Origin of the sequence: Mariniflexile aquimaris (assembly GCF_042676825.1) — a bacterium.
In the GTDB taxonomy this organism is placed as follows: Bacteria; Bacteroidota; Bacteroidia; order Flavobacteriales; family Flavobacteriaceae; genus Mariniflexile; species Mariniflexile aquimaris.
Genome location: NZ_JBHTIB010000008.1, coordinates 550,563 through 571,357 on the forward strand (window position 1 = coordinate 550,563; position 20,795 = coordinate 571,357).

The window sequence follows — 20,795 nt, forward strand, 5'->3', positions numbered from 1 at the left end:
AAATATTAATGCAAATTATTAATGGCAAAACCCCTTAAAGAAAAACTAGATACTATTCCGGTTATTAGTGTTTTAATGCGTTTTTTTAAGCGAATAAAATTACCGGGACTTGAGGGTTTATCGTTTTACGATTTATTAGAACTATATGTAACTGGTATTGTTAAAGGTGCTTTAACAAGCAGAGCAAGTTCTATTGCTTTTAGTTTTTTTATGGCATTGTTTCCTTTTTTGCTATTTGTTTTAATCATTATTCCTTACATACCGATTGACGATTTTAAAATTGAATTTTTAAGATTCTTAGAATCCTTTTTACCTCCAAGAACTTCCGATTTTTTTATGGAAAGCATTTTTGAAGGTATCGACCAATCACAGCGAGGCGGTTTATTATCTTCCGTATTTATACTTTCTATTTTGCTTATGGCAAATGGTGTGCAGGCCGTTTTTTCAGGATTTGAAAATTCATACCACGAACAATTAACCCGAAATGTATTTCGCCAGTATTTCTACGCTTTAGGTGTGGCATTAATTTTGGCGTTTTTACTTATTTTAACCATTGCTGTTTTAGGGTATTTTCAAATATATATCGTTCAAAAATTAGTAACCACTTTAGAGAGCAGAGGGTATCAAGTAGATTCGCAAGGCGTTTTTTTGGCTAATATGGCTAAATATGTGTTTTTTGTATTTATGGTTTATATTGCAACAGCAACCTTGTATTTTTTTGGAACAAAAGAAGGCAGACATTCTAAATTCTTTTCGGTTGGAGCGCTATTTACAACCATACTCATTATTATTTTATCGTTTTTATTCGGGATTTATATTGAAAATTTCGGACAATACAACAAATTATATGGCTCTATTGGTGCACTATTAATTCTAATGTTTTATTTATGGTTGAATTCAAATATCTTATTATTGGGGTTTGAATTAAATGCATCTTTGAATAAACTTCGAAAAAGAGGATAGTTTATGCCATATTTTATAGACGTTATAATACCTATACCACTTCAAAAGTTATTTACTTATAGTATTACCACGGCTGAGAACGACTTTTTAAAAATGGGCATGCGTGTGGCGGTTCCTTTTGGAAAATCGAAAATTTATACCGGAATTGTTGCAAAAATTCATACCGAAGCACCCAACACTTATGAGGCCAAAGAAATTCATCAGATTTTAGATGAAGGACCCATTGTAAACGAAAAACAACTTCGACTATGGCAGTGGATTGCTAATTACTATATGTGCACCTTGGGAGATGTGATGCGTGCCGCATTGCCAAGCGCCTTTATTCTTGAAAGTGAAACCATCATCACTAAAAATTCAAAAATTATTGATGAATCTATTTTACTAGATGAGGAGTTTTTGGTGTACGAAGCATTACAGCATCAATCGTCTTTAAAAATCCACGATATTGCTAATATATTAGATAAAAAAAATGTACTTCCTGTTATAAAACGCTTAATAGAAAAAGAAGCAATTTCGGTAGAAGAAGAAGTTTATGAAAAGTACAAACCTAAATTGGTTCGTTATGTAAAACTACATGTCAATTTTGCTTCCGAAAACGCACTCCAAAAACTGTTAGATGATTTACATAGAGCGCCTAAACAACATCAGGTAATTTTAACGTTATTTTCTATTTCGGCAACAACCAAAAAACCAGTAAAAGTAGCCGATTTGTCAAAGGAAAGTGATGCATCACCTGCTATTATAAAATCTTTGATTGATAAAGGCATACTCGAAGAATATTTTATACAAACCGATAGAGTTGAATATTCTGGGGATGATAATGAGAATACTAAGAATCTAAACGACTATCAAAAAACAGCATTAAACGAAATAAAAGAGGCTTTTAAAGAACAGTCGGTTGTGTTGCTTCATGGGGTTACATCATCTGGTAAAACAGAAGTCTACGTAAAACTGATAGAAGATGCGCTTAATAAAAACCAGCAAGTCTTGTATTTGTTGCCAGAGATTGCGCTAACGGCTCAATTAATTACACGATTGCAGAATTATTTTGGCGAACAGGTCTCGGTGTTTCATTCTAAATACTCATCGCACGAACGTGTTGAGGTTTGGAATAATGTTTTAAATAATTCCGCGAAAGCGCAAATCGTTTTAGGAGCGAGGTCTTCGATATTTTTACCGTTTAATAATTTAGGATTAATAATTGTTGATGAAGAGCATGAGCAATCTTTTAAGCAATTTGACCCGGCGCCTCGTTATCATGCACGCGATACGGCCATTGTTTTAGCACATATACATCAGGCAAAAACACTTTTAGGATCTGCTACACCTAGTTTAGAAAGTTATTTTAATGCGAAGCAAAATAAATACGGTTTTGTTGAAATCACTAAGCGATTTAACGATGTATTAATGCCCGATATTGAGTTGGTCGATATTAAAGACAAGCTGAAAAAGAAGTTGATGAAAGGGCATTTTAGCGATCGATTGCTTGAAGAAATGACCCAGACTTTGCGAGACGGACATCAAATTATATTGTTTCAAAACCGTCGGGGATTTTCACCTATTGTAGAATGTAATACCTGTGGGCATTCGCCACAATGCCCTAATTGTGATGTGAGTTTAACCTATCATCAGTACAGAGATCAATTGCGTTGTCATTATTGCGGATTTGCAGAAATAATGCCTAAAACCTGCAAAGCTTGTGGCAGTCCAGACTTAGATAACAAAGGTTTTGGTACAGAGCAAATAGAAGAAGAGGTGAAGCAGTTATTCCCCGAAAAAAATGTGGCTAGAATGGATTTGGATACTACACGAGGTAAATATGGCTACGAAAAGATTATTACGGCCTTAGAGCAGCAAGAGATTGATATTTTGGTTGGTACCCAGATGCTAACAAAAGGATTGGATTTTAGAAATGTTAAATTGGTTGGCATCATGAACGCCGATAACATGCTAAACTTTCCAGATTTTAGAGCGCACGAACGCAGTTTTCAATTAATGTTGCAGGTATCGGGTAGGGCAGGACGTACTGAAGAACGCGGGAAAGTGTTGATTCAGACTTACAATCCGCACCATAATATATTACAACAGGTTTCTACCAATAATTATAAAGAGATGTATAACGAGCAAATGAACGATCGTTATAATTATAAATATCCACCTGTTTATAAGCAGGTTAAAATTACTTTAAAGCATAAAGATTACAACCGGGTTGATGCGGCATCAATTTGGTTTGCCACGTCTTTAAGAAATGTGTTTGGCGATTTTATTTTAGGGCCTGAGTCGCCACCAATAGGTAGAATACGAAATCAGTTTTATAAAAACATATTGGTTAAAATTCCTAAAAAGCAGTCTTTATCGAAAACAAAAGAAGCTATTATTAAAATGAACAATAGCTTCTTAAGTATTAAAGATTTTAGGTCGGTTAAGGTAATTTTAAATGTCGATAACTTCTAATTTAGTTGGGTTAACATTTAAATATTATTTAATGCGTCTACAAGCTGGGTTTTTTTATTCCTGCTTAAAGGAATTTCGTAAGCACCAACTTCAACATTTTTACTGTTAAACCTGTCAATTTTATCAAGATTCACGATGTACGATTTGTGAATTCTTAAAAATTTGTTTTCAGGTAATTCTTTTTCAAAAGATTTCATAGTAGATAAAACTACTAAGCTATTTTCTTCTGTAACGAGTTTTACATAGTCGCCAAGTGCTTCAATCCACTTAATGTCTTTAATGTAAACTTTACGTTTTTTAAGATTGCTTTTAACAAAGATATGTTCCCCTTCTTCTTCGTTAAAGTCTTGGGTCAATTTGTGCTGTTCAAGAGCTTTCTCTACAGCGGTATTAAAACGTTCTCTAGTAATTGGTTTATGTAAATAATCGGTAGCATCATAGTTAAATGCTTTAAAAGCATACTCTGTTTTACCGGTTACAAAAATAATTTGAGGTTTGTTGTTTAATACGTCTAATAGCTCAAATCCGTTTAACACTGGCATTTCAATGTCTAGGAAAATTAAGTCTACTTGATTGTTGTTTAAACCATTCTTGGTTTCTAAAGCACTACTGTACTCTGCAATTAAGTTAAGAGCGGGGTGATTCTCTACTAACTTAACAATGGAGAGACGTTGTATTGCTGAATCGTCTACTACTACACAGTTTAAAGTCATAACATTTATATTATTTCGGTTAAGATATCGACAATAGTACAAAAAATTCGGCTAAAAACCAAAAAACATCGTTAAACTGCAAAATTTAACAAAATATTAACATTTGTTTTTTACTAAGCCAAATATATGATAAAATTAACTGTTAAATATAGTTGTTTTGTATGTATTTAATAACTATTTTTGCACCCATTTTTAACAATAAACACGATTTTTATGAATCATTATGAAACTGTTTTCATCTTAAATCCCGTTTTATCTGAAGATCAGATAAAGGAAACAGTAAAGAAATACGAAGATTTTCTTGTTTCTAACGGAGCTAAGATGGTAGCCAAAGAAGATTGGGGGCTTAAAAAATTAGCATATCCAATTCAAAACAAGAAAAGTGGTTTTTACCACCTTTTTGAATACACCGTTGCTGGTGATGTAGTTAATACTTTAGAAGTAGAGTTTAGACGTGATGAGCGTTTTATGCGTTATTTAACGGTATCGTTAGATAAACATGCTATTTCTTGGGCAGAGAGAAGAAGAGTTAAACTTAAAGCTAAAGCGTAACCATGGCAACATCAATAGAACAACAATCTAAAGGAAAAAAAGACGGAGAAATTAGATATTTAACTCCGCTAAATATTGATACAAACAAAACGAAAAAATATTGTCGTTTTAAAAAGTCTGGTATTAAATATATCGATTATAAAGATCCAGATTTCTTATTAAAGTTTGTAAATGAGCAAGGTAAAATTTTACCAAGACGTTTAACAGGAACTTCGTTAAAGTATCAAAGAAAAGTGTCGGTTGCCGTAAAAAGAGCACGTCATTTAGCTTTAATGCCTTACGTAGCAGATTTATTAAAATAAAAAATACCGATAACAATGGAACTTATATTAAAACAAGACGTTGAAAATTTAGGATTTAAAGACGATGTTGTAACAGTTAAGAACGGTTATGGTAGAAATTTTTTAATTCCGCAAGGACAAGCTATTATGGCTACTGCTTCTGCTAAAAAAGTATTAGCAGAAAACTTAAAGCAAAGAGCTTATAAAGAAAAGAAAATAGTTGACGAGGCTAACAAAATTGCTGAGGCTATTAAAGCTTTAGAAATTAAAATAGCTGCAAAAGTTGGCGCTGGCGATAAATTATTTGGTTCAGTAAATAATATCGATGTTGCTGCTGCTTTAGAGAAAGAAGGTCAATCAATTGATAAAAAATTCATTACAGTTACAACTATCAAACGTACCGGAAAATATACAGCGGTTGTACGTTTACACAGAGAAGTAACAGTAGATTTAGAATTCGAAGTTATAGCACAAGCTGCTGAGTAATATTAACAAAAAGTTAATAAAAGCTTTTAAAAATCTAAAACCACTCTTTTGAGTGGTTTTTTTTTGCACTACATTTGTTCAATAGCATGTTGTGCTAACAGCATAATAAACAATTTTTTAGCATACTAACTCTAAACAACTATATCCGCATGAAAAAAAATTACTTTTTATTTTTATTTCTGTTTGTCGGGTTGTTTGCGTTTGCGCAAGTAACAACGTCTAACATCAAAGGCCTCATTTTAGATGAGACTTCAGAACCGCTTCCCGGAGCCAACGTAGTTGCCATACACACTCCAACAGGGACAAAATACGGGGCATCTACTAATATTGACGGCAGATTTAATTTGTTAAATTTAAGAGTTGGTGGTCCTTACACCGTCTCAATAAGTTTTATAGGATACCAAAGTCAGACTTTTAACGACGTGTATTTAACATTAGGTAAAACCGAGAATCTTGATATTGTCTTGGTTTCAGATAGTCAACAATTAGATGTGGTTGTAATTCAGGGCACTTCAGGAACAGGTACATTTGGCAGCGACCGCACAGGCGCCTCAACAAATGTTGGTAGACGTGAATTAACGCGCTTACCTACCATTTCAAGATCACAGTCCGATTTTACACGATTAGAACCTACGGCTAGTGGCGGTTCTTTTGGAGGAAGAAACGATCAGTTCAATAATTTCTCATTAGATGGGGCGATTTTTAACAACCCTTTTGGGTTAGATGCCGCAACCCCTGGTGGACAAACAGGTGCACAGCCTGTTTCGTTAGATGCAATTGAGCAAATTCAAGTTTCTACCGCACCTTATGATGTAACATTGTCTGGATTTACAGGCGCATCGGTTAACGCAGTTACCAAAAGTGGTACGAACGAATTTCATGGAACCGTTTATGGGTTTACAAGAAATGAAGAAATGACTGGTAAAAAGATTAAAGGAGAAACGGTTGCCAGACCAGATTTAAACCAGACACAATATGGTGTTAGTATAGGCGGACCTATTTTAAAGGATAAATTATTCTTCTTTGCCAATTTTGAAAAAGATGAGCGTGACGATTTAGGTACAAATGGCTGGACGCCTAATACGGGTTCTGGTGGTATAACAGAATCTCGAGTTTTAGAGAGCGATTTAATTGCTGTGAAAGATGCATTGCTTGCTGTTGGCTACGATCCTGGGGCTTATGAAGGTTTTACACATGCATCAGAATCTACCAAAGGTATTTTTAAAATAGATTGGAATATTAATGATAATAACCGTTTGGCGATTATCTATAATTTCTTGAAGGCTTCAAAAGAAAAGCCAGCGCACCCTTCTGCGATAAATTTAAGAGGACCAGATGCATCGACCTTACAATTTCAAAATTCAGGGTACGAAATAAATAATAACCTAAATTCTGTTCAGTTGGAGTTAAATTCAACTTTATCGGAAACATCAACCAATAAATTGCAAATTGGTTACACACATTTTGATGATTTTAGAACACCGTTTTCTACGCCTGCACCAGTTATAAATATATATAAAGACGGATCGCCATATATAATTGCAGGACATGAACCGTTTTCCATTAACAATAAATTAGACCAAAAAGTATTTCAGTTTACAGACAATTTAAATTTCTTTGCAGGCGATCATACATTTACCATTGGTACATCTTTTGAAAAATTTCAATTTGCGAATTCTTTTAATTTAAAAGGTTATGGTTTTGATGTATTTGGGAATGTTGATATTGCCGATTTTAATGCCGCCAATTACGATTTTGCCGGTGCTGAAGCGATATATAATACTAAAAATGCATTAGGAGAAGGTGTTGATGGTGGTTGGTTATTGTCTGAAACTAACGTTGGTCAGTTAGCGTTCTATTTACAGGATGAATGGAATGTTTCAGATAAATTTAAATTAACCTATGGTTTGCGTTTCGATAAGCCTTTGTTTTTTAATACCGCTGAAAATGCCCAAAAATTTATTGATACCGATAATGGTGAAATTTATTTGCCAGAAACCGAATATATCAATCCTGATACCGGAGAATCTTTATTGATAGATTCAACACAAATGCCAAATAACGATTGGTTATTATCTCCAAGAGTCGGATTTAATTATGATGCCAATGGTGACAGTACTTTACAATTTAGAGGAGGTTCTGGCTTATTTACAGGGCGTTTTCCTTTTGTATGGATTGGAAATCAATTAAGTGGTGTCGATATATTTTTCTACCAAGCGGTTGATCCTGATTTTAAATTTCCGCAAGTATGGAGAACCAATTTAGGATTAGATAGAAAATTAGAAAACGGTATTATTTTAACGGCCGATGTTTCTTATACGAAAGATGTTAATGGAATTCATGTACAAAACTGGGGGTTAAATAAACCAACAAGTACTTTGCAAGGTGTAGATAACAGAGCTATTTATGGCGATGGCGATCATGCCAAAGCGACACTACCATGGGGCGATGTTACCAATGCGAATGCTTATGTAATGACAAATTCTAATAAAGGACGTATTTGGAATGCTTCTTTAAAAGCTCAAAAAACATTCGATAATGGTATTTATACCATGCTAGCATATAGTTTTTTAGATGCTAAAGATGTGAACTCTATAGAAGCAGAAATTACCGGCGATGCCTTTAACGGTAATCCTGCTTTGGGTAATGTAAATGCCGATGTGTTATCGCATTCTAAATATGGCGATAAACACCGTATTATTGGTGTAGCTAGTAAAAAATGGGATTATGGCAACGACAAATGGTCTACTACCATATCTACATTTTTTGAATATGCACAAGGTGCACGTTTTAATTACACCTACGGTGGCGATATAAATGGTGATGGCTCGGGTATTAACGATTTAATTTATATTCCAACATCAGAAGATATTACCTTAATGAATTTTGCTGGAAATGCGGCAGAGCGAACTGCTCAAAGAACGGCTTTTAATAATTACATTGCACAAGACGATTATTTAAATGGTAGAAGAGGAGATTATGCAGAGCGTTACGGTGCACTTGCGCCTTGGAGAGGAAAATGGGATGTGAAGTTTTTACAAGATTACAATGTTAAAGTGTCTGACACAAAAACAAATACCATACAGTTTAGTATTGATGTGTTAAATATTGGAAATTTAATTAACTCAGATTGGGGAATAGTGCAGCAACCAAATAATGTGCAACCTATTGCTGTGAGTGTAGATGGTACAGGAACACCAACTTATAGCTTTAATACAAGCCAAACCAAAACCTTTGGTTACGATACCAGTTTGTTATCGAGATGGCAAGCACAGGTTGGATTACGCTACATTTTCTAAACAAAATAGTATATAAATTATTAAATTTGCGCTCCGTTGTGGGGCGCATTTTTTTTGCGTTAACGATTGAAGCGGCATCCTTTTGTTTTTGTGATGACGTTTTTTGCATTTGAAAAACATTGTAAAACAAAAGATACAGCGGAAAGCGTGTTAAAACGCCCAAGTAAAAATACTATGAAATACAGAAGATTAACTAAAGAGCAATTTGAAGAATTACACCAAGAGTTTATTAACTTTTTAGCAACCCAATCGGTTACCGCCGATGAGTGGGCAAACCTAAAAGCAAATAAACCAGAATTGGCAGAAATGGAGTTGGACGTGTTTAGCGATTTAATTTGGGAAGGGGTTTTAAATAAAGCAGAATTTTTAGAGCATTTTTCGGCGCAACACATTTATTTATTCCGTTTAGGAAAAAAGAAAATGAAAGCAATTGTAATAAACGTGAAAAATCCTGAGGTTGATATTACGACCCAAGAAGGATATGATTGGTTACGTGAAAATTTAATGGATGAGCGTGTCGAGTTTTTACAAGCAGATAAACCTTATACAGAAGATAAAAATTTAGATAAATTTAAAATGATTGAACAAGGCGCCTCTATTACAAAAGGGGAGTTGTTTAAGTATTTTGATGGCTTGATAAATTAGTAGAAGTTGTAAACATGGTCCTATTTTTTTTGTATTATTTGGGTTAAGCATAGAGTCTTTACCGCTTGGCGCAGCTAAATTTCAATTTAAACTCTTATTTTTGCGGTTCCGCATCATACAATCACTAAGGTGATCGTGGGATGTGGGATTATCAAAATTAAATTTCATTAATTAAAAGATTCCTGCCTTCGCAGGAAGTTATTATGGCTCAAAAACCAAGCATCCCGAAAGGTACCCGAGATTTTAATCCAGAACAGGTAGCAAAGCGCAATTATATTTTTAATACCATTAAAGCTGCTTTCGAAACTTTTGGCTTTCAACCTATTGAAACACCAAGTTTCGAGAACTCTGAAACGCTTATGGGAAAATATGGTGATGAAGGCGATAGGTTGATATTTAAGATATTGAATTCTGGCGATTATTTATCTAAATCGGATGCACAGGCTTACGAGGAAAAGGATTCTAATAAATTAACGGCCAGTATTTCAGAAAAAGCATTGCGCTACGATTTAACGGTGCCATTTGCACGTTATGTGGTACAACACCAAAGTGAGATAGAATTCCCTTTTAAACGCTATCAAATACAGCCTGTATGGCGTGCAGACCGTCCGCAGAAAGGTCGTTTTAGAGAATTTTATCAATGTGATGCCGATGTGGTTGGTAGCAAATCGCTTTGGCAAGAAGTGGAGTTTTTGCAGTTGTATGACACGGTATTTTCAGCCTTAAAACTGGAAGGTGTTGTTATTAAAATTAATAATCGTAAAATTTTATCTGGCATTGCTGAGGTAATAGGCGCGAGCGATAAATTAATAGATTTTACGGTGGCACTTGATAAGCTTGATAAAATTGGTGAAGATAAGGTGAAGGAAGAAATGCTTTCTAAAGGAATTTCGATGGAAGGAATTTCAAAACTGCAACCACTTTTTAATTTATCGGGTTCTTTTGAATCTCAAATAGAAAGTTTAAAATCGATTTTATCGTCTTCTGAAGAAGGTAAAAAAGGTATTGAAGAATTGGCTTTTATAAATGAAGCTATATCCGAATTAGGATTAGCTACGGCCAGTTTGCAATTGGATGTTACTTTAGCAAGAGGCTTAAATTATTACACGGGGGCTATCTTTGAAGTCGCAGCACCAAAAACTGTGCAGATGGGATCTATTGGTGGCGGCGGACGTTACGATGATTTAACTGGTATTTTCGGACTTAACAATGTAAGCGGTGTAGGTATTAGTTTTGGCTTAGATCGTATTTATTTAGTGCTTGAAGAATTAAACTTGTTTCCAGAAGCAGTTAATAAAAACGTCGAAGTTTTGTTTATTAATTTTGGAGATAAAGAAGCGCTATTCTGTTTAAAAGCAATTAAAAAATTGCGTTCTGAAGGTGTAAATACAGAATTATATCCAGAAGCTGATAAGATGAAAAAACAAATGAATCATGCAAATAAGCGTGCCATTCCTTTTGTGGTTTTAGTAGGCGAGGAGGAAATGACATCTAACCTATATACCCTAAAGAATATGATATCTGGCGAACAGGAAAAAGTATCTTTGGAGCGTTTGATAAAACAGCTTAAATAAGAAAAGCCCTAAGCCAAATATATTGGATTAGGACTTTTTACAAAGTATTGCTGAAATACATAATTATATTTTAAAGTGACTAACTCAAATAATTATTTTACCAATACTTTATTAGATTTTGTATCTCTTTATGTATTTAGTGTGATTAAAGTTTATTAATTCTTAATAGTCTAATTGCACGGGGCTCATCTTGTCCAATTCACAAATTAAATCGTGTTTAAAATATTAATGGCCTTCATCGTTTGTCCGTAGTAGACTACTAACTATAGAATAAATTTAAGAAAAAAATCCATAAAAAGCAAATAAAATCGATAAAATGCACAAATAACATGATATACCCACTTAATTGTGCGTTTAGGATGCCATTTAAAAAGTCCTAAATTAGATTTTAGGACTTTAAACAAATAAGTACTAAGACTTAAAGATTTGGGTTTGTAATAAGTTTATTTAATTAATAATAACTTTTTTAGAAATGACTTCCTTATCTGTCTGCAGTGTAATAATATAGGTGCCGATTTCGATGTTTTTAGGTTTTAATTCTAAAAAGTTGCTGGTAGAATTAATATTGAATTGAGTAATGGCTTGACCTAGTATATTATTTATTTTAACAGACTTTATTTCTTTATAGTTAGGGTTATTGATAATAATGCTTTCTTTTTCATTCGAAAAATAGAGTTCGATATTTTTATTAATAACCTCACTTGTGCTTAGTAATGATTGATTATTATTGAATGTGATTTCAAATCTGTTTAAATATTCACCAGACGGAAGATAGATTTTAAAACTACTTTCTTTTAAATTATGGTAGGTATTTAAAGTTTTATCGTGAAGATAAATATTCAAATTGTCTATATCATATTCTATAGCATCTATATTAAAAGTATTCCAACCAGCATTTTTTGTGTGAATTCCTAGAGGTATTATGGTTGATTCAGAAATTTTATCGATTCCCTGTATGGTGTACTTTTTACTGTCTATCATCCAATACGCATCATCTTTAAGATTTTCAATATATGGTGCATCATATCCCCAATCGTAATTCATGCTTGAGTTGCTATCAACAGTCACCAAAAGTTGTCTTTTAATGGCATTTACGGAGTTAAAGCTCAATCTGAGTTTTGTTCGTGTATCGCTTATAGCATTTTTGTTGGTTTTAGTATTTAATTGTTTTATGAACAGCGAATTCTCGCCGTCTTCTATTTGAAAAACACGTTGCCCGTTATTAAATTTAATAGTGCCTGAATTTGAGGCAGTTACAAAGAATCCTTGTGCCACAGGAATATACCGCTTAGGTGTTTTTGTAGCTGTTCCACTTGTGCCAGAAGATGCAGCTGGCACGCCTCCTGCCAAAGTATATGTTGCATAACCGCCTTGGTATTCGCTTAAAATGTGTGAACCACCTCCCCAGTGTTCCCAGAAATATAAGGTTCCTGTTGTGGATCCTGAACCGGAATTGCCATTATCTTGAATAAATTGATTTGCATCCAACGCCGACGGATAGGGGTTTCCTACTAAATATTCGTTGCCAGCACTTATAGGTAAATTAATATCGCCGTTATTTGGTTTACCTAATAACACATAGTTTTGAGGGGTTGTTATAGAACCAGTACCTGGTCCTTTCATAGTAAAACCTTCGCCTGCAAGTAGTGTACCCGTGCTTCTTACATGTTGCCATTGTGAGTAATCGCCACTTGTTTTGTTACTGAATTTCCAAATCCAGTAATCGGCTATTCCTAAAGGCGATGCACTACCATTATAACCGGTAGTTATAAAATTTAGTCCTTGGAAAATGTCTGATATTTTATAGCTGTTATTATTGGTTGTGTTATTAGGAAGTCCGACTGGAGACGACCAGTAATTGTAAGTATAGGTGTCGGCAGTTCCTTGTTGATCGCGTTCTAAAGTACCCGAGCTGGTTGGGTCTAAGATGCTTCCTAAATCCTGCAATAATTGTGCTTCACCTTCTAAATCTATTTTACCATCAAGTTTAAGGTTTTCAGTAACGCGTAAACTATTGTCTATGATGGTTAATATCGTATTGTTTTCTAATACAATTGATTTCACATATCCAGCGGCGGCTCCCGCAGAAATTACGGGGTAATTGGTTAATCCTGATGGGATTAAAACGTTTAATGTCATTTCTATGCCATTTGTTGGCACACCTGCACACCAGTTTGCGGAGTTGTTCCAGTTAGTGTCGGCATCACCCGTCCAGTAATTTTTATTTATGGTAGCATTCACCGCAGTTCTTGTTGCTGTTGTACAACTACCATTTGTAGCATCTACCCAGTACGTTGTAGTTGATGAAATACTCGGCGTTGTAAAACTAGTCCCTGTTCCTAACGAAGTCCCACCAGTTGAAGTCGCATACCAGTTAATAGTTCCGCTTGAAGCTGTCGCACCTAAAGTCACGCTACCGGCACCACATCTTGAAGCCGGCGTTGTTCCTGTAATGGTTGGAATGCTGTTAATAGTCGCGATTACGGCAGTTCTTGTGGTGGTTGTACAACTACCATTTGTAGCATCTACCCAATACGTTGTAGTTGAGGAAATGCTAGGCGTTGTAAAACTAGTCCCTGTTGCTAACGAAGCCCCACTAGATGAAGCCGCATACCAGTTAATTGTTCCGCTTGAGGCTGTCGCACCTAAAGTTACGGTGCCATTTCCACATCTTGAAGCCGGCGTGGTTCCTGTAATGGTTGGAATGCTGTTAATAGTCGCGATTACGGCAGTTCTTGTGGTGGTTGTACAACTACCATTTGTAGCATCTACCCAATACGTTGTAGTTGAGGAAATGCTAGGCGTTGTAAAACTAGTCCCTGTTGCTAACGAAGCCCCACCAGATGAAGCCGCATACCAATTGATAGTGCCGCTTGAAGCTGTCGCGCCTAAAGTTACGCTACCGGTGCCACATCTTGCAGCCGGCGTGGTTCCTGTAATGGTTGGAATGCTGTTAATAGTCGCGATTACGGCAGTTCTTGTGGTGGTTGTACAACTAGCATTTGTAGCATCTACCCAGTACGTTGTAGTAGAGGAAATACTCGGTGTTGTAAAACTAGTCCCTGTTGCTAACGAAGCCCCACCAGATGAAGCCGCATACCAGTTAATTGTTCCGCTTGAAGCTGTCGCACCTAAAGTCACGCTACCGGCACCACATCTTGAAGCAGTTGTTGTTCCTGTAATGGTTGGAATGCTGTTAATAGTCGCGATTACGGCAGTTCTTGTGGTGGTTGTACAACTACCATTTGTAGCATCTACCCAATACGTTGTAGTTGAGGAAATGCTAGGCGTTGTAAAACTAGTCCCTGTTGCTAACGAAGCCCCACCAGATGAAGCCGCATACCAATTGATAGTGCCGCTTGAAGCTGTCGCGCCTAAAGTTACGCTACCGGTGCCACATCTTGCAGCCGGCGTTGTTCCAGTAATGGTTGGAATGCTGTTAATAGTCGCGATTACGGCAGTTCTTGTGGTGGTTGTACAACTAGCATTTGTAGCATCTACCCAATACGTTGTAGTTGAAGAAATACTCGGCGTTGTAAAACTAGTCCCTGTTCCTAACGAAGTCCCACCAGTTGAAGTCGCATACCAGTTAATAGTTCCGCTTGAAGCTGTTGCGCCTAAAGTTACGCTACCAGTTCCACATCTTGAAGCCGGTGTTGTTCCTGTAATGGTTGGAATGCTGTTAATAGTAATGTTGGTTCCGTTGATTGATCCAGTTACAACGGGATTGCTACTTACAACACGTATGCGATATTGATTACCAGTTGCCGTTGCTGTTGGAATGGTTGCTGAAATCGTTCCTGATGTGGTACCGGTTAATGTTCCAATGGATACTGGTGAAGTAAAATTGCCGCTAGCATTCGATAATTGTGCAGTAAAAACATTTCCTGATGTAAAAGTTCCCGTAATTGTAAAAGGTACATTAATTGAAGAACCCGAACAATACGATGTTGGTGAAATTGTTCCTGTAGTAATTGAAGGAGCAGCGATTACGTTTATGCTATAATCTTCTACTTCGCCGTAAGTCGTGTTGCCACAAGAGCTTACGGAACCAGTATAAGTTATTCGAATTCTTAATCGGGTTGGTCCAACTAATGCACTTACTGGAGGTGTTATTGTTGAAGTATAAGTTAACGGTCCTCCAGAAGTTGTAAGTGTTTCATTTGCATCCAGAAAATCTCCATCTTGATTCCAATCTACCCAAATACCGCATTGGTCGTTGATATAAGGCCGCCCATTAGTAATTGTTATTGGGTAGCCTGTTCCAATTGTCATATTAGTACTTTGGCTAGTGTAATCGGTGTAACCACCTGTAGAACAAGATGATGTGTTATTAATAGTGCCTACTTGAACTTTGCTTATAAATTCATCGCAGGTTGAAGAGGATGCAGAACAATATATTGACTCGGTACCTCTAATAAATATTTCATCAAATGCAACGCCTGTGTCAGTGATACTATAATCGGATGCAAAAAGTACTCTAAATTTTGCTTGTGTTGCAGATTCGAAACCGATGTCTTCAGTACTTAAATTAATGCTTCTCGTTAACCATCCGCTGCTATTACCAGACCATCCATCTTCATTACTATTAAAGGCATTAACTCCTGAATCATTATACCAATTTGAATTAGATACAGAACCTAGATCGTTCCAACTACTTCCATTATTTAAGGAATATTCTATTTTCATTCCGTCATAAGAAGATTCAGTGTTATACCAAATTTTTAATTCAAGAGTAATTGAAATGTAACCTGTTAAATCAATAGCTGGACTTGTGGCAGTGATATACGTATGATTATTGTACTCAGAACTATATTTTTGAGAGTAAAAATAATTTCCTGTGGCTCCTGAGGAATGACTGGAATTAGAACCTCGAACCCAAGCCCCAGTGCCAGAACCAGTTGAAGTAGTAGACCAACCTCCAGCACTAGAAGAAAAGCTTTCTGAATAAATTACAGTTTGTGAAAACGAATTTATACAGAAAGCCATTAATAAGGTTAGGAGATAACTCCTTGAGATTTGTGAGAGACATTTCATTGCGAGAGTACAATTAGTTTAATTTAAAACAATTTACAGTACAATAGTAGTAATAAATGCCGTGAAATGCAAAAAAAACCGATGAAATGCACTAAATAATAAAATTTGAGCACAAACGAAGGTTTTAAAATGCATGAAAAAAGTCCTAAAAATGAATTTAGGACTTTAAAAAAATAGGTAAAAAGAGTTTTTGATTTGGGATTACAACACTTCTGGCTATTTATTTAATTAAAACTTTTTTAGAAATTATTCCGGAGTCTGATTTAATTTTTATAATGTACGCACCCGGACTTATTTGTTGCGGTTTGTATTCAATTAAGTTTTGATTTGATTTAGTTTCAAAGTTTTGGACTGTTTGTCCTAATATATTTAAGACTTCGGTGGACTTAATGGTTTTTTGATTCGGGTTATGTATAATAATATTACTAGTTTCATTTGAATAGTAGGCTTCAAAAATTTGACTTTCAATAGTTTCATTTGCCAATAATTGCTTGCTGCTAAACGAAATTTCAAATCTGTTTAAATATTCACCAGCAGGAAGATACGTGTTATAGCTGCTTTCAGTTAAGTTATGACTTGTATTTAAAGTTTTATCATGAATGATTACGTTCATATTGTCTGGTGCATTTTCTAAAGAATCCAGATTAATACTATTATAACCATCATTTTTGGTGTGAATTCCAATAGCCATAACAGTAGTTTCACTAATTTCATTGATGCCTTGTATGGTGTATTTATTACCTTCAATCATCCAATACATATCATCTATAAGATTATCAATATATGGAGCCTCATAACCCCAGTCATATCCACAAGTTGTAGCAGGATCGGCAGTAACTAATATTTGCCTGCGTATATTATTAACCGAGTTAAACCCTAATCTTAGTTTGGTTCTGCTGTCTGCAATATCGTTTTTGGCTGATTCCTTACTCTGTTTCGTATTACCAGGTTTAACAAATAAGGAAGTTATGCCATTTTCATTTTGAAATACGCGTTGTCCGTTATTAAATTTAATCGTGCCAGTTGTTTTCGCGGTAACAAAAAATGCTTGTGCTACAGGGATATAACGTCCTGGTCTTTTAATAAGACCTGGAGGTGGTATTCCCATAAATGGAGCTGGTGAGCCACCCGATAAGGTATAGGTTGCGTAGCCGCCTTTATATTCTGCTAATACGTGAGAGCCGCCTCCCCAATGTTGCCAGAAATATAATGTTCCTGTAGAAGAACCAGTGCCGCCAAGGGTTTCATCATTATCATTAATAAATTGATTGGCATCAAGTGCAGACGGGTATGGGTTGCCAATTAAATAGTCATTACCTTCATTAATATTCAAAGTAATGTCGCCATTATTTGGTTTTCCGTAAAAAGTATAGTTTTGAGTTGAGCCTAAAGATGTTGGCGAACTTTCAACCCCTTTCATTGTAAAGCCTTCACCAATTTTAATGGTTCCGGAGCGTCTAATATGTTGCCATGCAGAATAGGAATTACTTAAATTATTTGCAAATTTCCATATCCAATAATCGGCTATACTTATGTTTGTTCCAGAGACACTTCCATTGTAACCTGAGGTTAAAAAAGTAATGTTATTTGGTGCTGCCGATATGGTGCCGTTTTTTAAGATGTTATCGCTAAGTTTAAAGCTATTGTTGTTACTAGTGGTATTGCTTAATCCAACAGGAGAAGACCAGTAGTTATAGGTGTATAAATCTTTTGTGCCTTGTTGGTCTCTTTCTAATTTACCAGAGCTGCTAACATCTAAAATACTACCTTGATCTTGCAGTAATTGTGATTCTCCAACCAAGTCTATGTCGCCAATTAGTTTTAAATATTTGGTTACACGTAAACTTCTACCTGCATTTGTTTCGTCTAGAGGATCGTTCGGGTCTGCAATAGAAAGTTTTGTTCCAGCGGCATCGGTTATCAAACCAGAAAGCGTAATGTTTTTATCGCCCGAACTTATGTTGTGGGAGGTTGTTACAATATTCCAATCTATAGGTGTGGTGCCATCAACACCTAAGCCATTAGGCAAATTCCAAACAGTATCACCATGGGTCCATGGCGTTGAAGCTGTTGTATCTGTCCAGCTTCCGTTGGCCTTTGTTGTGTATGGTAATGGCGCATTTTGTAATTCTAATGTGGTTGTGTTTTTCTTAACGCCATGAATGTTGTTTCCAGAGGCATCATCTGCCGTATTGGCATTCATGGGATAGTATCCTTTTAAATTGAGCCACGACAAACCGTTTGAAATATCTAATTGCGTCACTTTACCTTTTACATTCGTTCCGTTTTGTTCAATTTCTTGATTCATCGCATCTCGAATTTGTTGTTCATTTAAGTCAACATTCCAGATTTTGACTTCATCTATAAAGCCATTAAAATAGTTTTTTGGGGTAGAGGGTGTGTCGCTGTCATAACTGGCACCAATAAGAAACGGCTCTGCAGTGTCTGAAGGCGCTGTTGAAATGCTAACTTCGTTTACTATTAAGCCATCAATATATAATTTAACAGATGCACCGTTAAAAGTTGCTGAGACATGATACCATTTATTATTAGTTATGGGATATTGCGAAGTTAAATTTACTAAGGCAGTTCCAGAGGCATTATACCAAGTGATATTAGGGTAATTATTAATAACCGCTAATTGATATCCGCTTTTATTTCCTGCTTTTATATTGCCTTTTGAAATGATGCTACCGTTGGATACAGTGGTTTCTTGCAGAATCCATGCTTCAAGCGTGAATGTGCTTGTTAAATCGTGCACATCGCCAAAATCGATATAGCTATTAATACCGTTAAAATCAATCCGAGGTTGCTCTAATGTTAACTCCAAATACCTGACGACTTTATTTGGGGAATTTACATAATTAAAGATTGCTCCTTTAGAGTCAAAAGTTTCGCAGTTAATTTTAGTTTTAGAGTACGAACTGAGAGATATAAGTAAACCTAAAACATAATAAAATAACTTTATTGTGTTGATAGGGGTCTTCATAAGTAGTTAATTAAGTTTGGGACTAGTTTAACTATGTTCAAAACTAGATTAAATATCCATTAAAAGCAAATTTAATCGACGAAATACACTATAAAAATATTACAATATTTAAATAACTGATAGGTAGTTATTTACGGTTAGAATGGCAAATAATTTAAAGCATACATTTTAAAATTAAAAAGCTGCTTATTCTAAAATCTCCATGACTTAAAAACCCAGCTAAAAAAGTTTGTATTGTTATCGTTTTTAAGCGTTATGTTGTTAATAAGTTTTTGTATATGAGGCTTTTAAAAAATATTTACATCAAACAAATAAATATTGCATTTTAAAGTATCTATCAATTGGTTTTTATATTAATTTTATTAAACAATCTAACCTTTACTTATGTACCTTACTATCGTTATTATTTTTGCAATAGGATATCTGGCTATTGCCTTAGAACATCAAATTAAAATTAATAAAACAGCATCAGCTTTATTGACTGGCGTTGTTTGTTGGGTGTTGCTTGTATTTGGTCGCGATACCATGTTTTCTAATTTAGCTGAAACGGAATCGTTACATTTTATTTCTGAAGTTTTGCTGGAACATGTTGGTGAAATTTCAGAAATATTATTTTTTCTACTAGGCGCCATGACCATTGTTGAACTTATTGATGCGCATGAAGGATTTTCGATAATTACGGATAGAATAACGATAACTAACAAACTTAAACTTATTTGGGTGCTTTGTTTTTTAACATTTTTTCTGTCGGCTGCCTTAGATAATTTAACGACTGCTATAGTAATGTCGGCTCTATTAAAGAAGATGATTAAAGATAAAAATGATTTATGGCTTTTTGCCGGAATGATTATTATCGCAGCCAACGCGGGTGGCGCTTGGTCTCCAATAGGCGATGTTACCACCATTATGTTGTGGATTGGGGGACAAGTAACGGCTTCGAATATTATAATTCAAGTTTTACTACCAAGTTTAGTGTGCTTAACAGTGCCTTTATTAGTGCTAAGTTTTAGTTTAAAAGGCCATATTCAACCACAGGTTGTTGAAATTTCAAACCAAAAGGCTGATGCAAAACACCATGTTAGTAAATTTGATCAAACACTTGTTTTTTGTGTTGGTATTGGTGCATTATTATTTGTGCCGATTTTTAAAAGCGTTACCCATTTACCTCCATTTATGGGTATTCTTTTTGGTTTGGGTGTTATGTGGATTTTAACCGAAATATTACATCGTAAAAAGGACGACGAGCAAAAACATTCACTTTCTATAATTTCTATTTTACAACGCATTGATACCCCAAGTATATTATTTTTTCTAGGGATATTATTAGCGGTTGCCGCGTTGCAATCTGGCGGACATTTATTGCAGTTAGCAACGGCATTAGATAGTAGTTTTGATAGTATATATGTGGTGAATACATTAATTGGAGGGCTATCTGCCGTTATAGATAATGTACCCATGGTGGCTGGTGCAATGGGAATGTATTCTTTAGAGACTTACCCGGTAGATCATGCGTTCTGGGAATTATTGGCTTATTGCGCAGGAACTGGTGGAAGTATTTTAATTATTGGATCTGCTGCAGGCGTCGCTATTATGGGTATCTTTAAAATTGATTTTATATGGTATTTAAAAAAAATATCGTTGTTGGCAATTTTAGGGTATTTAGCCGGAATAGGAGTCTATATATTGTTAAATTAATTTTCGCCTGAATTTATAGGAAGATTACTTTTCAATTAAAATCATTTATTTTAATTGAAAAGGCCATTTTATTAGGTATTATTTTCAATCACTTATAAATAATTCAA

Annotated in this window: 12 protein-coding genes; 9 read left to right on the forward strand and 3 right to left on the reverse strand. The window is 35.2% G+C overall.

Translation table 11 applies throughout. The features are described 5' to 3' along the window. The first annotated feature begins 21 nt into the window (after window positions 1-21). Window positions 22-963, forward strand: a complete 942-nt coding sequence (locus ACFQ0I_RS07390; protein ID WP_379940838.1) for a YihY/virulence factor BrkB family protein — start codon at window positions 22-24, stop codon at window positions 961-963. 3 nt (window positions 964-966) lie between these two features. Continuing rightward, a complete protein-coding gene (priA, locus tag ACFQ0I_RS07395; RefSeq protein WP_379940839.1) occupies window positions 967-3,417 on the forward strand; it encodes a replication restart helicase PriA in 2,451 nt (816 codons plus the stop codon). Window positions 3,418-3,434: 17 nt separating this feature from the next. Here the strand turns inward: priA and ACFQ0I_RS07400 are convergent, their stop codons facing one another. Continuing rightward, window positions 3,435-4,130: a LytR/AlgR family response regulator transcription factor gene (locus ACFQ0I_RS07400; RefSeq protein WP_379940841.1), complete on the reverse strand. Its 696-nt coding sequence runs from the start codon at window positions 4,128-4,130 to the stop codon at window positions 3,435-3,437. A gap of 213 nt (window positions 4,131-4,343) precedes the next feature. Between ACFQ0I_RS07400 and rpsF the strand changes: the two genes are divergently transcribed. From rpsF to hisS, 6 genes are all read left to right on the forward strand, one after another. Then, on the forward strand, window positions 4,344-4,682 hold the full coding sequence (gene rpsF / locus ACFQ0I_RS07405; RefSeq protein ID WP_379940843.1) for a 30S ribosomal protein S6: 339 nt from the start codon (window positions 4,344-4,346) through the stop codon (window positions 4,680-4,682). 2 nt (window positions 4,683-4,684) lie between these two features. Continuing rightward, window positions 4,685-4,984, forward strand: a complete 300-nt coding sequence (gene rpsR / locus ACFQ0I_RS07410; protein WP_379940845.1) for a 30S ribosomal protein S18 — start codon at window positions 4,685-4,687, stop codon at window positions 4,982-4,984. A 15-nt stretch (window positions 4,985-4,999) separates the two neighbouring features. Then, window positions 5,000-5,449: a 50S ribosomal protein L9 gene (gene rplI / locus ACFQ0I_RS07415; protein WP_379940847.1), complete on the forward strand. Its 450-nt coding sequence runs from the start codon at window positions 5,000-5,002 to the stop codon at window positions 5,447-5,449. Between the two features lie 149 nt (window positions 5,450-5,598). Then, entirely contained in the window at window positions 5,599-8,748 is a 3,150-nt protein-coding gene (locus ACFQ0I_RS07420; RefSeq protein ID WP_379940849.1) for a TonB-dependent receptor, read from the forward strand. A gap of 174 nt (window positions 8,749-8,922) precedes the next feature. Then, the gene (locus ACFQ0I_RS07425; RefSeq protein ID WP_379940851.1) at window positions 8,923-9,393 is read left to right on the forward strand and encodes a DUF6495 family protein; all 471 of its coding nucleotides are present in this window, start codon (window positions 8,923-8,925) and stop codon (window positions 9,391-9,393) included. Between the two features lie 203 nt (window positions 9,394-9,596). Further along, the gene (hisS, locus tag ACFQ0I_RS07430; protein WP_379940853.1) at window positions 9,597-10,967 is read left to right on the forward strand and encodes a histidine--tRNA ligase; all 1,371 of its coding nucleotides are present in this window, start codon (window positions 9,597-9,599) and stop codon (window positions 10,965-10,967) included. Between the two features lie 447 nt (window positions 10,968-11,414). On the opposite strand, the gene ACFQ0I_RS07435 is transcribed toward hisS, so the two are convergent. Together ACFQ0I_RS07435 and ACFQ0I_RS07440 are read right to left on the reverse strand one after the other, a co-directional pair. Further along, window positions 11,415-15,956, reverse strand: coding sequence for an Ig-like domain-containing protein (locus tag ACFQ0I_RS07435; protein WP_379940855.1), 4,542 nt, complete (start codon window positions 15,954-15,956; stop codon window positions 11,415-11,417). Between the two features lie 268 nt (window positions 15,957-16,224). After that, the gene (locus ACFQ0I_RS07440; RefSeq protein WP_379940857.1) at window positions 16,225-18,993 is read right to left on the reverse strand and encodes a LamG-like jellyroll fold domain-containing protein; all 2,769 of its coding nucleotides are present in this window, start codon (window positions 18,991-18,993) and stop codon (window positions 16,225-16,227) included. A gap of 384 nt (window positions 18,994-19,377) precedes the next feature. Here ACFQ0I_RS07440 and nhaD point away from each other — a divergent pair, with 384 nt between their 5' ends. Then, the gene (gene nhaD, locus ACFQ0I_RS07445; protein ID WP_379940859.1) at window positions 19,378-20,688 is read left to right on the forward strand and encodes a sodium:proton antiporter NhaD; all 1,311 of its coding nucleotides are present in this window, start codon (window positions 19,378-19,380) and stop codon (window positions 20,686-20,688) included. Window positions 20,689-20,795: the final 107 nt, after the last annotated feature.

Excerpts from the sequence above, each read along its gene's own strand:
- ACFQ0I_RS07440 (WP_379940857.1), bottom strand. The coding sequence starts at position 18,993 with ATGAAGACCCCTATCAACACAATAAAGTTATTTTATTATGTTTTAGGT.
- ACFQ0I_RS07390 (WP_379940838.1), top strand. The coding sequence starts at position 22 with ATGGCAAAACCCCTTAAAGAAAAACTAGATACTATTCCGGTTATTAGT.
- priA (WP_379940839.1), top strand. The coding sequence starts at position 967 with ATGCCATATTTTATAGACGTTATAATACCTATACCACTTCAAAAGTTA.
- ACFQ0I_RS07400 (WP_379940841.1), bottom strand. The coding sequence starts at position 4,130 with ATGACTTTAAACTGTGTAGTAGTAGACGATTCAGCAATACAACGTCTC.
- rplI (WP_379940847.1), top strand. The coding sequence starts at position 5,000 with ATGGAACTTATATTAAAACAAGACGTTGAAAATTTAGGATTTAAAGAC.
- rpsF (WP_379940843.1), top strand. The coding sequence starts at position 4,344 with ATGAATCATTATGAAACTGTTTTCATCTTAAATCCCGTTTTATCTGAA.
- hisS (WP_379940853.1), top strand. The coding sequence starts at position 9,597 with ATGGCTCAAAAACCAAGCATCCCGAAAGGTACCCGAGATTTTAATCCA.
- nhaD (WP_379940859.1), top strand. The coding sequence starts at position 19,378 with ATGTACCTTACTATCGTTATTATTTTTGCAATAGGATATCTGGCTATT.
- ACFQ0I_RS07435 (WP_379940855.1), bottom strand. The coding sequence starts at position 15,956 with ATGGCTTTCTGTATAAATTCGTTTTCACAAACTGTAATTTATTCAGAA.
- ACFQ0I_RS07420 (WP_379940849.1), top strand. The coding sequence starts at position 5,599 with ATGAAAAAAAATTACTTTTTATTTTTATTTCTGTTTGTCGGGTTGTTT.
- rpsR (WP_379940845.1), top strand. The coding sequence starts at position 4,685 with ATGGCAACATCAATAGAACAACAATCTAAAGGAAAAAAAGACGGAGAA.
- ACFQ0I_RS07425 (WP_379940851.1), top strand. The coding sequence starts at position 8,923 with ATGAAATACAGAAGATTAACTAAAGAGCAATTTGAAGAATTACACCAA.